General features: G+C 42.9%; 10 protein-coding genes. All 10 read right to left on the reverse strand.

Annotated elements, in window-relative coordinates; all coding sequences use genetic code 11:
* Nucleotides 1-5 precede the first annotated feature (5 nt).
* Nucleotides 6-2,216 carry a helix-turn-helix transcriptional regulator gene (locus A5877_RS05145; protein WP_008380767.1) on the reverse strand — a complete coding sequence of 737 codons (2,211 nt, stop codon included), beginning with the start codon at nucleotides 2,214-2,216 and terminating at the stop codon, nucleotides 6-8.
* Nucleotides 2,217-2,302: 86 nt separating this feature from the next.
* A complete protein-coding gene (locus A5877_RS05150) occupies nucleotides 2,303-3,181 on the reverse strand; it encodes a carbohydrate ABC transporter permease (protein WP_005234200.1) in 879 nt (292 codons plus the stop codon).
* Nucleotides 3,182-3,192: 11 nt separating this feature from the next.
* The gene (locus A5877_RS05155) at nucleotides 3,193-4,140 is read right to left on the reverse strand and encodes a sugar ABC transporter permease (RefSeq protein WP_005234199.1); all 948 of its coding nucleotides are present in this window, start codon (nucleotides 4,138-4,140) and stop codon (nucleotides 3,193-3,195) included.
* Nucleotides 4,125-6,638, reverse strand: a complete 2,514-nt coding sequence (locus A5877_RS05160; protein ID WP_005234198.1) for a hypothetical protein — start codon at nucleotides 6,636-6,638, stop codon at nucleotides 4,125-4,127. The genes A5877_RS05155 and A5877_RS05160 overlap by 16 nt, the downstream gene beginning before the upstream one ends.
* Entirely contained in the window at nucleotides 6,613-7,287 is a 675-nt protein-coding gene (locus A5877_RS05165) for a YesL family protein (protein ID WP_008380762.1), read from the reverse strand. Before A5877_RS05165 ends, A5877_RS05160 begins: the two co-directional genes overlap by 26 nt.
* Nucleotides 7,287-7,955 carry a DUF1961 family protein gene (locus tag A5877_RS05170; protein WP_008380760.1) on the reverse strand — a complete coding sequence of 223 codons (669 nt, stop codon included), beginning with the start codon at nucleotides 7,953-7,955 and terminating at the stop codon, nucleotides 7,287-7,289. The genes A5877_RS05165 and A5877_RS05170 overlap by 1 nt, the downstream gene beginning before the upstream one ends.
* Nucleotides 7,956-8,219: 264 nt before the next feature.
* Nucleotides 8,220-9,734, reverse strand: coding sequence for an extracellular solute-binding protein (locus A5877_RS05175; RefSeq protein WP_086316499.1), 1,515 nt, complete (start codon nucleotides 9,732-9,734; stop codon nucleotides 8,220-8,222).
* A gap of 420 nt (nucleotides 9,735-10,154) precedes the next feature.
* A complete protein-coding gene (locus A5877_RS05180; RefSeq protein ID WP_086316500.1) occupies nucleotides 10,155-11,408 on the reverse strand; it encodes a glycoside hydrolase family 28 protein in 1,254 nt (417 codons plus the stop codon).
* A 424-nt stretch (nucleotides 11,409-11,832) separates the two neighbouring features.
* The gene (locus A5877_RS05190) at nucleotides 11,833-13,446 is read right to left on the reverse strand and encodes a glycosyl hydrolase family 28 protein (RefSeq protein ID WP_086316501.1); all 1,614 of its coding nucleotides are present in this window, start codon (nucleotides 13,444-13,446) and stop codon (nucleotides 11,833-11,835) included.
* A gap of 75 nt (nucleotides 13,447-13,521) precedes the next feature.
* Nucleotides 13,522-14,355: a carbohydrate ABC transporter permease gene (locus A5877_RS05195; RefSeq protein ID WP_005234188.1), complete on the reverse strand. Its 834-nt coding sequence runs from the start codon at nucleotides 14,353-14,355 to the stop codon at nucleotides 13,522-13,524.
* Between the last annotated feature and the right edge of the window lie 2 nt (nucleotides 14,356-14,357).

Genomic DNA, 14,357 nt, shown 5'->3' on the forward strand with positions numbered 1-14,357 from the left:
AGTGATCAGCTCTGACCTTTTCGATATTGTCCTGGGGTCATTCCCGTGCACTTTTTAAATAAACGATTGAAGTAACTGGGATTATACCCAAGGTTTTCTGCAATTTCATTGATTTGGTGATCAGTTTCGAGCAACTGCCGTTTTGCTTCTACGATGCGAACATTGGTTAAATAATCAATAAAGTTGACCTGCTTGGCACGCTTGAACTCCTTACTCAAAAAGATTGGGTCTACTTCGAAACGATCCGCAACGTATTCTAACGAAATTTGTTCATTGCGAAAATCAGATTGGATGTACTCCGCTACTTTTTGGATCATTTCACTATAAGAATTAGCGACATTTTCTTGCCAGAGGATGGAGACGGGTTTTAAGAAATGATGGTACAAAAAGGCTTGGATCTGATTGATGTCCAAAAGTCGTTCGATTCGCTCTAACACAACCGTTTTCGATACATAATCCGTTCGTGAGACCCCATTTTCATTTAAAAGGTAATCGACTTGATCGTACAGTCGATTGACCACATAGATCACCGCAGCCTGTTGATTGTTTTCTGCCACGACCTGTTCTAAAAACCGCTGGACACTTCGTTGCAATTCTTCATGATAGCCACTTTTCAGCGCTGTTAAAATCAAATTTTCTTGCGAAAGAGAATACTTCGGCAGCGGGCGCATTTTCTCTCCTTGAAGCACTTGATTTTCGGGAATCAACCGTTGCAGATGGATTTGCTTTTTGAGACGTTGGGCAACTTCAGGCAACTTGCGAATCTCTGTTTCTTGTTGCGAACTAACGATGGTGACATAACGGCAGACGATCAAATTGATTTGCTTGGTGATCATCGTGAAGTAATCTGTCAGTAGCTGCTCTTGATTGACCACAAAAACCAAAATCCGTCCTTCATTTGAAGAAACAATGGTTGATTCAGGGAAAAACATGGCTGTGACATCCGCTATAATGTTTTCTAAGGCAAACAAAATGTGGGTTTCATCTTGTGAATTTGCTTGATTGCTTAATAGATCATTGAGTTGGAAATAAAACAGGCGATACCCTTGGTCACTTAAGCACCAGTTTTTTTGCTGCAGTAATTGTTGCGATTCTTCCTCCGATAAATAGCCATAATACCCTTCCATCAAATGTTGGATCACTTGTCGCTTCAGCGAATCTTGAAAGCGTTCCGCCTGATTTTGCAACAATCCTTTTTCCCGACTTAATTGTTGCCAACGGTCCACCAAAAACTCCAGATCGTTTTCTTTTTTCCATTGGGTATTACCAAAGAGCTGATCCATCGTTTTTTCAAAAGGTTGGTATTGTTTTTTTGCCAAAAAGAGACTCATGACTGCCACACAAGCAATAAAAAGAATGCTTACGACGATCAGCACTCTAGCCAAATGAGTGACTGGCTCGGTAATCAATGCTAAGGGAACGACGGTATAAAACGTCCATATTTGGTTGAGTCGCGTACTGTTTACGGCGATCATGCTATAATCATTGCCATTGATCGATTCGACCCAGGTTCCTTGATGCTCCTCACTCAGCGGTTGGATAACATTCGCTAAGTTCTGATCGCCAATAAAACGAAAACTCTCATGATTAAAGGAAATCGCTGCGAGTCCATTTTCAATTTGAGTATCATAAAAATACTTTAACAATGATTGCTCGTCGATCGTTGCAACTAAAAAAATTTTAGGCTGATCTTCGCCTTGGCTATCAATGTTTTGTACAAAAATCAATTCATCCTCTTCTTCAATGATCTTCCACTGATACTGCCTACCATTATCGATCCGATAGCGTTCAAATGCTGTTTTGGTTTGCTCGAGCGTTAATTCATACGTGCCGCCACTTTCAATCCCAAAGGGCGCCTCTCCGAGCGAATAAATACCGATTCGATTGACATAATTGGAGCTATTGGTTAAGTAAAACAATTCTTCCGACAGCTGGATCAACGTCTGATAATTCGTCGTTTCCAATAAATCTTCTTGGTAGCGCCTTTGAAACGATTGCCCCCAAACGCTTAAAGTCACTTCCAGCTGCGAGAACTGTTGGTTGATGTTACTAACGATTCCTTCGACTTGGCGATTGTTTAGTTCTTGATACGATCGTTGTAATGGTCCGATCAAATAGGCATGCAAAAAGATTGCAACGGCTAATAGCGGCACGACGATCCATAGACTGGCTAGCTGCAGTTTTCGATGAAAACCGCCTGTTTTAAAGTACTTCATTCCCAAACACCCTTGTAATAGATTTTATGTAACAAATTGTCATGCGAAAAAACGCATGACAACCTATCCACAACTATTGAAGTGTATCATCCTTTGACGGATCCAATCAGCATTCCTTTGGCAAAATGTTTTTGCAAAAACGGATAGAAGATCAAAATTGGTAAAGTCGCCACAATGATGACTGCAAATTTGATTCCTTGTTCAGGCGGCACATAGTTTGGGTCCATACTTGCTAACGCATTGGCACCACTGGAGGCCATCGTGATCTGTCTTAACAATAACTGAATCGGCCATTTTGCTGAATCGTTGATATAGAGCAATCCACTCATGAAGTCGTTCCAGATACCAACGGCGTAAAAAAGGGTGAAGGTCGCGATCACTGGTTTTGATAAAGGCAAAATGATTTTCCATAAGATCCCTAGTTCCGTACAGCCGTCCATCTTGGCGGATTCTTCCAACTCGATCGGCATTTCTTGGAAAAAGTTTTTGATGATCATTAAGTTGAAGGGATTGATCGCGATTGGCAAAATCAATGCCCAATAAGAATTGATCAGTCCTAAATTTTTCACCACGATAAACGTTGGGATCATCCCACCTGAAAAGAGCATTGCAAAAATCACGAGATTCAACAAGGTGTTCCGTCCTTTTAGGTGCTTGCGTGATAAAGGATAGGCAAAGGTGAAGGTACAGAAAAGCTGCACCAGCGTGCCAACGATGGTAACGCCGACCGTTACAAGCAAACTACGGATAAAGGTGTTGGTTGAAAAAATAAAGCGATAGGAGTCGAGACTGATCTCATTTGGCCATAAGAAAAACGAACGTGTGGTCAATTCTAACTCCGTAGCAAATGAACCTGCGATCACATAAATAAAAGGAATCACCATGAATAACCCAATCAATGCCAAAAATAGTGCATTAAAAATGTCAAATATTTTCCCTGCCTTCGTATTGTGTAAAGTATCCATCTTTTTCCTCCTTAGTATAAGCCGCTTTCGCCAAAGCGTTTCGCTAATTTATTGGTACAAAGTACGAGGATGATCCCAACGATCGATTTAAATAATCCGACGGCTGTTGAGTAACTGTAAGCGCCATTGGTGATCCCCATCATATACACATACGTATCAAAAACATCTGCTACTGTTCGGTTCAACTGATTGGTCATCAAGAAAATCTGATCAAACCCAGTAGACAAAATCGACCCGATCCGCATGATCAGCATAATGATGATCGTCGAACGAATCGCAGGCAAAGTGATATGCCACACACGACGAAAACGTCCTGCACCATCCATGATCGCGGCTTCGTATTGTTCCTGATCCACACCTGATAAGGCAGCTAAATAAATAATGGTCCCCCAACCGATCTCTTTCCAAATCGATTGCATCACGATCATGGGGCGGAACCATTGCGGGTCTGAGAGAAAATCGATTTCCACGCCTGTCAACGAAGCGATAAATTGAGTGATCGCTCCATGATCGATGTTGAATAAAATATGCCAAAGACTAACGACGATCGTCCATGAAAGAAAATGCGGTACATAGACGAAGGTTTGAATGGTCCGCTGAAACAGCTTGTTGCGTAATTCATTCAGTAACAGTGCCAAAAAGATTGGTGCTGGAAACGAAAAGAAAATGTTTAAAAAGGCAATCATCAACGTGTTCCACAAGATTCGAAAGAAATCAGGATTATTGAAGAAATCCATAAAATTTTGTGTTCCTACCCATGGGCTATCTGCGATTCCTAAAAAGGGCACATAATCTTTGAAAGCAATGATCAACCCATACATCGGCGCATAACGAAATACTGCAAAATAGATGATCCCGGGAATCGTCAAAATATAGAGCCATTTATTTTGTTTAAAATGGTTGAGAAAACTCCCCCATTGCTCTTTCGTTTTCGGCACTTTTTTTATTGTTGTTTCCATTCATTCTCCTCCTCTAATTCCGCTCCAATCAGTGCTAAACAACAAATCGTATTTAGCCCCCACTGTGACAACACATTGGTCGATACCCACGGCATTTCTTTTATTTTTTTCCACGTTGTCGCTGCTTCAATGGTCGCTTCGATCGGCAATGGAACACCCGATTTGTCATTATCAAGCAATAACTGCCAAGCCCTTTGACTGATTGCTCGATCGTTACGCACTCGCCCAGCAAAGGCCATCATCGTCGACGCAAACATTGGCCAGGCAAAATGAGGTTCCGTCAGTACCTCGTTTGACTCTTCTGCTTTTATTTCAGGACTCAAGCTATAAAACCAGCCAAACTCCCCTAACATCTCTGTCCACTCTGGGTCTTCCAGCACTTGAGCAAGTTCTAACCAAACTTGCGGCGCCCCAAAGGAGATGACCATGTGATAGCCGCCAAAATTCCCTGTTCCCATATAAGATAAGGTTTTGTCTTGTGGATCAAATAACACTGTGGGACCAGACAATAGGCGCTGGGGCATGGCTTTGATGCAGGTGATGCCGGTGCGAATTCTTTCAAGGTACACAGGATCATTCGTCCGTTCCCACTGGGTAAACCAGTTTGAGACTAGCGCAGCCCAATCTGGTCCGATGCGAATCGGTATCCGCTTCGTTTCTCGTTCATAAAACTCGCGCATCGGTGGTAACGCATCAAAAGCATAGGTTTCATTGTCTTTGACTTGTTCCATAATCTCTCCAATGCGTTCATCCGCTGTCAAATAGTAGTAGTAGCGATGGAGACCCGCCATTGAAATTCGAACTTCTTTGGCTTGGCAACCCCAATGAACGACATTATGCCGTGACCCTAATCCTTTGTATTCCCCAGCATGATACTGATCGACTTCTGAAGTATGTCTCGTCATGCTTTCAGCCAGATAGTAGACGCTTGGATCACCAGTCCGTAAGAAATCTAGCCAAAGCCACATGTTAGGGACCAATTCAGTGTTTTGCCAAGCGTACCCACCAAGATCGTAGCGCCATTGGTGTCGAAACTGATCATAGGTATGCATGACATCACCATAGTTCCAATAGCCATACCAACTTCTTTGTTGGACTTCTGCTAAATAGAATTGACGCATCTCAGCCAATTGTTGCTCCAGCAACTGTTTCGTTTTCGTTGATTCGTCTGGTAAACTGATCTTGCCAAAAACCCTCGTCTCTTGATAACGCTCTGGCAATGAAACGATCTGGGCAGGTTCTTGGTTTTCTTGAGCTAAGTCCAGCAACACTTCTTCTGACGGGGCTTCCTCATAAAGATCCAACCAACAACGCGTCGTATTTGCTACGCCAACTGCCGTCGAACGAATCTCTTCCATTCCTTCGTATCCGCTAAGCACATGATCCCGTTTGGAATAGTGCTGAAAATCCATTGGCTTGGCATTCGGTGACCACTGCCACATCGTGATTCGGGTTGCTTTTTGGGTGATGCCTGCCACCTCGATCGCAGATGGTGCTTTTTCCCAAAATTTCTCCATACTGCAAGCAACGCCGCCGGTTTCTCCCCCAGCGTAAAAGGTACCTGAATAACGCTCACCATCCCCAATGGGCAACCAACAGTACCCAGGTTCTGTCTGTTTTTCTAATTCAAATGACCGATGATTGATTTGATTGACCCGAAAATTGTCCCAAATAGCATTTTCCACCGCATGAGACAGCATCGGCTCGTCCGCTGGGGTCAATGAAACGAGCTGTCCACTGGCTTGTTCTTGATAGGGAATGTTTTGTTGATAGTGTCGCCGTGAAAGTAACAATTGCGCCGCTTCATGATACACAGCATCTGCAATAAATTTGACTTGTCGATTCCAATTTTCACCTGTCAACGCATAATCAAATGCTACCCCCATGCCTTCATAAGCAAGTGGTTTGATGATAATGACCGTATGAATGATTTCCAATTTGCTGATTTCGCGAAAGATACGGAACCGTAAAATAAACTCTTGCACCACTTCTTGATTGATCTCAATGACGCCCGATACTTTGATAACGGCTTTTTCTGAACCATTTTCTTCCAACATCAAGTCCGTTACTTTGGACTGCACCTTTTTGTTTTGGTATTGCAGGATTGCGTGAAGATCTTGCAATTTTTTCTGCCCATTGACCGCTACCCAGTCCAATACATTTTTCCCTTCCCCATGTTTCGGGAAGAAGCCTTTGATCGTACCGTTGTCAAAATAAATACCGTTGTATGCTTCCCTAGCAATCGCCTGTTTCTTCTGGACACGCTGTTTTCTTTGAAAAAGTAACTGCGTCGTTTCTGCCACCAGACCACTGTGTCCTGTCCATTTCACACTGCCATCTGGCCAGTAAGCCAGTACTTTCGTTTGCAGCGGCTCCTCCCCCAGCAAAAACAGTTCCTCACTTAGAACCTCAGGTTGTAAAGCTCCTTTTTCCCATGGATACCCAAAACTCAGCCCACGTTTTCCCTTAGGTTTATTTTTGAGCCATTTCAATGCCATGCTCGATTTCCTCCTCTTCCCTCTCTGCAGGTTGAACTGCATCGTTTTGTTGCTTTAGCTTTTGTTCATTTTCATCAAATAATTTCAAGTAAATCCCCATTGTGCCAATGATCCACATCCCAATACTTAAAAATGGCAGGAGACCGGGGAGAAAAAAGCTGATCGTACTACAAATCCCAAACCAAAGGACGCCTAAAAAGGTGCCAATAGGTTGAAAGAAAAGAAAGCGTAGTGAAGCGCCTAGGTACTTCTTCGTTGGGAGCACATAATATTCGTACATGCTAAGCAATGTATTAATCACAGCGATCGCGACGCATTGGCTAACGATCAATAGGATCAAGCCTGTTTGAGTCAATGCCGCTAAAAATCCTTGCTGGATCACTACCATGGGGCACAAATAAAAGAGAATGATCGGTAAGCCCAAGCGATTCGATCGCCAAAAGTTCCTGCGGTAATACCGAAAGAACGTTTGAAAAAAAGGCGGCGATTCCTGTTTAAGGGTTTTCTTTGCTACGTGGAATCCTGCTTGTATGCTAGGCGCCAGTCCAAAGATGATCCCACCTACTAGCGCACCTATAATAACGGTTACATTTATCAGCAAACAATAAAAGACAAAATCTGCTGCTTGATATACTTTCTGCCAATTCATCACCGTTCCTCCTCTAAGGAATATACCTTTAAGTCTTTATAGCGGGCCTTCATTGGCGCCATTTGCCGAAATCCGATCGCTCCTTTGGTTAATATGGGACCAAACTGTTCCTCATCAAGGTACCTTAACACCAATAAGTCGTTGATCCAAAAGGAGATCGTTGCACCTACCTTATCGATTCTTAGGTGATAAAACCCTCGGGCATCTGCTACACTCGGAAGTGGATCTGCGCCTTGGGCGACCAGATGAAACCCATGGCTTTTGCGCAAATTACACGTTTCAAACGCCCGTTCCTCCTCATACTTTCTTCGAAAATAAGAAAGGTGGTAAGCATCGATCCCTCCAGAATGATACTCGGGATATGCCCCGGTTCGTTTGGGTACTCCAGAATCGAAGATCGAGCCACCCTTGCGATTGGCTGCTGCAAAAAAGAGCATACATAAGCCTGGTTCAGCCAGTGGTTGAAACTGCCAGGTGATTCGTAGGTCCGCTGGAAATTGTTGAGGCAGCCATAAAACAAAATGTGGTTGTTTGTTTGATTCTTCAGAATACGTATTCGCCAGAATCATCCCGTCTTGGAAAGTAATCTTGGGCTCTCCTTCAGCAATAAAGTGTTGAATATCTGCTGCTTGATTCAGCGGATTTTCATAGATCAATTTCGCTAACATTTCTTCTCCTTTTATGCGTATATGAGCTGCTTTTCTCTTTTCATAGTAAACTTGACCTACATTTCTAACAATTGACTTTTTTTGAATTCTTTGATATCAAGCGTTAGATTAGGGTTTTCATTTGCTTGTTTCCATTTTTTCTTTTCTGATTTCTCACTACCTGTCTCGTCTCACTTGACTATTACTCCATTTTATTAGCTGAAAAAAATTATTGAAAAAGAAAAAGGTTGAGAGCAAGATCCACTCAACCTTCTTCGACTGTCGTTATTGTGCTTGATGAAGGGCATTCGTTTCTTCCATCAGCTGCGTGCCTCCTTGATTCTTCCAAAGTTCGATCGCAGCTTCCCAACCCGCTTCATCGATTTGTCCTGCGATAAATTGAACCCGCGCATCACTAATGATCTGATCAAGCTGTGCCCCTTTTGTTACATACGTATCTGTATTATAGGAGGCTGCTGGGTTAAAGACAGCGTGCTCTAAATCAGCTTCCATCAATGACAATCGTTTTTCATAGCTTTCAGTAGCCGCTTCTGTATCAGGCTTAGCAATATAGTACAGGGTATCTTCCGTTACATTCATCCCAATTTGTGAGTACCCTTTGACCGCATTGGCTAACGCTTCAGCTTCTGATCCTTCTAGTGCGACGGACATTCCATCCACTACTTCAAAATTGATTCCTTCGATTCCGTTGTTCAGCAATACCTGTGCTTCTTTATCATTTAATTTATCAAGGAACGTCAACACCTCTTTTAGATGTTCCTCTGTCTGGACACTCGACTTAGGAATCGCCAAGAAACCAGAATAGCCATCTGTCGGTAACGCATTCATCGTACCGCTATTATCTTTTAAATTCCCTGTAAAGACGACGAGGTCTTCTTCTCCAGCTTGCAATAATTTATTACTGATTTGTGCTGCTCGTGAATACGTATCAATAATGATCCCACCACGTCCATTGATAAACGGCTCATCCCATTTATCTGCTGCCATGGTTGCAAAATCACGATTGACATAGCCTTGTTCCACCATATCTTTAACAAATTGCATTGATTCTAGGTATTCTGGTTGCATAAAGGATGGCTCTAAAGTGCCGTCTATTTCTTTCCAAGCATTTCCTGCCCCAAACCAAGTAGCTAACACATCGTAAGGACTATTTGAATTGATCGAGCCAGGCCATTGGGGAATAATCAAACCAAACGTATCATTTTCACCATTCCCATCGGGATCGTTCTCAGTAAATGCTTTGGCAATCTCATAAAGATCATCGATCGTTTCTGGTACCTCTAAGTTTAAGTTTTCTAACCAATCTTTTCGGATGATCACCGCCGTCCGCATCGCATCACGTTTCCGATAAATTCCGTACACTTTGCCATTCACAGAAGAATTACGCAAAACATCCTCGTTAGACTGAGAGAGATTAGGATAATCAGCTAAATAGTCGGTCAAATCCCAAAAAGTCCCATTTTCTGCTGACTTGATAAATCCTCCTGATTTTCCTTGAATGACCATCACTTCTGGAATATCATCTGAAGCTAACGTAATATTCATTTTATCCTCATAGGATGTATTGGGTGCCCAGGTAATATCAATGTTTTTGCCAGTGTAAGCTTCTAATTGTTTCAAAATCTCGTTGTCACTTGCAGGTGGTTCAGTTTCAATGTACGGCGATAAAATCGAAATCGTATCATAATCTGTTGTGGAACCTGCTTCCTCCTTCCCACATGCCGACAAAAAGGCGACTGATAGTAACCCCAAACCAAGAATCGTACTTAATTTTTTCACTACTTTTCCTCCTTAGATTTTGTTGTTGAGCTCGATTAAAATAAACCGCTTTCAATACCAAAAGCATAACGAAAAGCAGGATTTCCAGCAATTGACATTTTTTGTTAATCGTTGATATATGGCTGGGTAGGGAGTTTTGCTCTACATTTGCAGGTATCGTAAATTATAGGAAAAAAGAATAAATAGTTCTTCGTGTTCTTAGTTCGCTCAATTAATTTAATTATCGCAGTTTTTCTGATTCCTATCATTCTTAAATTCTCGTTGTAGAAAAAGTAGCCTAAGTACTGATGTTCTTATTCGTGAGAGATTTGGAAACATCTTATCATGAAAAAAAGACCAACTCATTGGTCTTTTTTGATAATTCATCAGTTTTGTAGTACTAAGCGGATCACCACTCATTCATATCCGACAGAAAGAGTACTACCGCTCATACACATCATTTTGATCCAAGGTTGGCGCTAACGCAGTGACGATCGTTTCCACCATCTTTAAGTTTTCGACCCCTGCAATCTTGCCGAACTCGTCGGCATGGATGGAAAGATTTTTCATTGTTAGATTGCGGATCGGTTCTGCTTGGCTGGCCTCGATGAAGAAAGCACGCACGCTTTGTTGTCCTATTTTGGTAGCTTGCACGTTTTCAATAGTAATGTCGCAGACCTTTGCTGGACCTACTGGAATAGCAGGTTGTGCCATCAATTTGTGCCAATAGTCGGGAATCTCTTCCGCATAATCAGCTGGCAGTTCTGGATAACTATAATCTGGGTACCAATTTGTTTGTAAGAGAAAAGGAAAGCCAACATCCTTCATCGTTAAATCCGAAGCAGTGACCTTGCGTATAAATCCACCTCGATTGTTGGCGGATTTGATCCGAAACCCTGCACCAGTTTGCTCAAAGACGACTTTTTGGATTTTGATCTCTTCGATCCCACCTGAAGTTTCACTGCCAATGGCAATTCCTGAACCGTACCCTAACTGACAGTCTTTGATCGTGATTTTCCGACAGCTTCTTTGCTGGGCTAAGGCTTCTGCCCCACGTCCCGCCTTGATCGAGATATTGTCATCGTTGCAGGAAATGTAGGCATTTTGAATGGTGACTTCTTCACAGGAATCAATATCGATGCCATCAGTACTAGGCCCTTTTCCATTGTCTATCGTGATGCCGTCGATCAATATGTGGTGAGAATACGTGATTTGTGTATTCCAAAAACCCGACTGTACCGACGAAATATCTTTGATGGTTACTTGCTGACTTTCATAAACAAGGATATTTCGTGGACGCTTGCAATCATAATCTGCTGCCCAGCGTAAGCCTTTCTTTGCATAATCCGCCATCATCCCGCTGGCTTCATCTGTTCCCCAAAACGTTTGCCACCATGTTTCTCCACGACCATCAAGTTTCCCTTTTCCCGAGATCATGACATTTTCTGCGTGAAAAACATTGATCATCGCTGCAGGCCACTTCATATTGATCCCTGCGACCCGATTATCTACTTCGGGATAATCGGCCAGTTCTTGACTACCATACAGAATCGTATCCTCTGAGACAATCAAGTGCACATTGCTTTTTAAAAACAACGCGCCGATTTGATAGGCGCCGGGTGGTGTAATCACTGTTCCCTGCACAGTTGATGCTTGGTCAATTTCTCGTTGCAATAATTGCGTGATGTCTTCCATTCTTGCTTACCTCCTACGCTTTTGTTTTACGCTACAAATAGGTTTATCGATATCCATGACTTTTAAAAATTTGCGCATCGCCAACCTTTTTTCATCTATCATTTATTTGGATAGAACTAAGTGCTTCTTACTGGCGCTGTCCATCAAGTAAAGCGTTCCTCTTGGCACATCTCGTTGTCTTTTCCCATGTGCTTTCTGGCGTCCTTTTTTCCTACATTCTTTACTATAGTCCCCTTAGCGGCAAAAGAAAGTCCTTTTTGATTTCTGAGGATCGTCTTTTTTTGTAACGTCCTTTCTTGTTAGAAAAATGCGCCTTTTTGTCTACAAAAGCAAAAAGGCGCAACCTGTCAAGGAAGGAAATAAGGTGCTTAACTAACTGTTTCTCATTGGGAAAACCAACGCAGATCATTTCCAAAAGCTTGTTCTACGTGCGTTTCTTTTGCCCCACCATGGATAGTTCGACTGTTTCTTGGCAACTTATTGCGTCACTTATGGCCGCTCGATCAATGATCGCTGCCTCTTTAAAGCTGACCTCCTGACACTGTTCAAAAATCATTTTCTTTTGCCCTTTAGCTGATTCAAAGGCAACTGACTCAAAAGTAACGCGTTGGATCGGTGAAACCTGCTGTGTTTGTTCATCGACAAACCCTTTTAGCTCGACCAAAGGGTTCTGCCCTACGATACGGGTATTCTTGACCAAAATATCCGAAATGATCGGTAACTGTTGTGCTGCCTGACCATCGGCATTGTAAGCAACAGGATGAGCCATGAAACGATCCAACAGGCAATCGGTGATCGTCACTTGACGAATATAGCCACCACGATCATTCTGCGCTTTCAATTCTAGTCCATAAAGCGTATTGGTCAGTTGACAATCTCGAAAAGCGATATTTTCAACACCACCAGATTGCTCACTACCAATCGCGATGCCATGTCCCCCTCGAATAGTCAAATCAAACAGCCGAATATTTTTCGCTGGTCTATTGATCTGATTTCCTTCTGGATTTTTGCCAGATTTGATTGCGATACAATCATCGCCCGTATCAAAAACGGTGTCAAAAATCAGCAAATTTTGCGAAGAATCTGGGTCCCAACCATCGCCATTGTCGATGCCTTTGGACTGAATAGTCACCCCATGGGTCACAACGGTGTCACAGTAAATCATATGAACAGTCCAGCATGGTGGATCAATCAACGTCAGCTCTGTCAAATGGATGTTTTTGGCCTGCATCATACAGATCAAACGTCCCCTTACTCGTCTTCCAGGTTTTCCATCAGAAACATATTCTGGATACTGTTCACGGTCTGCATAAGGGTTTCGCATCGCTAGTCCTAATGGATTCCCGCCACCAATGATCGTTCCTTTGCCACAAAGACGGACATTTTCACAAACGATACGCCCTCGATCGCCCCGATCGATATACCCAATGTTGATCAATGAACGAAAACAAAACAATTCCCAGCCTTCATAACGGCTTAATGGCAACCCCTCTTGATTCACGCTTCCTAAATAATCGTGAGGGGCAACCCGATACGTTTCTATGTCGAGGCTTGCTTGCAATGTGCCATCTACCTGAAAAATCATATTGCTTTTTAGCTCCAACGCACCGGAAAGGATCACCGCCCCTGTTGGGATCCAGACTGTGCCGTTGCTAGGACAATCGTTGATCGCTTGCTGGAGAATGGCGGTACTATCTTCTTTGCCTTCGCTATCAGCATGGTATGGTGCTTGCGTAACATCTAACACAACACTTTTTTTCTTTGTACGAAAGGTCGTCGTGACTGCGGTATTTGTAAGCAGACATCCCTGAAGATCGAGGCAGATGATCGTTACTTGATACGTTTGATCGGCAGATAAGTTTGTCAACGTCCAATGCGTCTTGTTTGTTGGTCTGGTTTGGATCAAATCGTTGTCTAAAAACAATTGATAACCAAAAATAGCTTGAGCGTGCAGCGGCTTCTCCCAAATAAGGGTCGCTTGATGAGCGCCGATCGTGCTTGGTACGACATGAAAATCAATTACTTGAAATGGTTCCATCGGTTTGTCCTTTCTTCAACGAATTCATTCAATAGAAAAAAGATATTCCAAAACAGCGAATATCTTTTTCCATACTTATTTAAGACCAGTCGTGCTGATGCCTTCAACAATGTATTTTTGGAAAATAAAGAAGATGATCAACACAGGCAGCAAGGAGACCACAGACATCGCGAACATGGCTCCCCAATTGGAGGTGCTGCTAGCATCCAGGAACTGCTTCAAGGCAATCGATACCGTGTAGTTTTGCGGACGTGTGAGGTACAGCATCGGTCCGATCAGTTCTTCCCATTTCCAATAGAAAGAGAAGATCGCAGCGTTTGCCAAGGAAGGCTTCATCAACGGTAGAATCACGCGGAAGAAAATACCGACCCGTCCACAGCCGTCCATTTTTGCTGCTTCATCTAAATCTGTCGGGATCGCAGAGACGAATTGGACCATCATGAAAATAAAGAAGGCTTGTCCGAAGTATGAAGGAACGGTCACTGGACGAATCGAGTTAAGCCAGCCTAATTGATTAAACCAAAGATACTGAGGCACCATGATGATCTCTTGCGGTAGCATCATCGTGACCAAGATACAAGCAAACCAAAAGCCTTTTCCTTTGAAAGGAATCCGACCAAATCCATAAGAAATGACAGCCGAAGAACAGACCGCCCCTACCATTGAAATCAACGCGATTTGCAATGAGTTGAAAATATAGCGAATGAAGGGAATCCCTGCGATCCCTTCAAACCCCTTGGTAAAGTTTTCTAACGTCCAGCTGCGGGGGATCAACTCCGTTGCCGTTCGAAAAATGTCACTACTAGGTTTAAAGGCACTAAACAGCAGCCAGAAAATCGGATAAAGCATCAGTAATGCAGCAACTAAGATCACGGCATCAAAGAAATAATTTTGTTTTTGTTCACGCATCA

The sequence above is a fragment of the Enterococcus sp. 3C7_DIV0644 genome, assembly GCF_002141235.1.
In the GTDB taxonomy this organism is placed as follows: Bacteria; Bacillota; Bacilli; order Lactobacillales; family Enterococcaceae; genus Enterococcus_D; species Enterococcus_D entomosocium.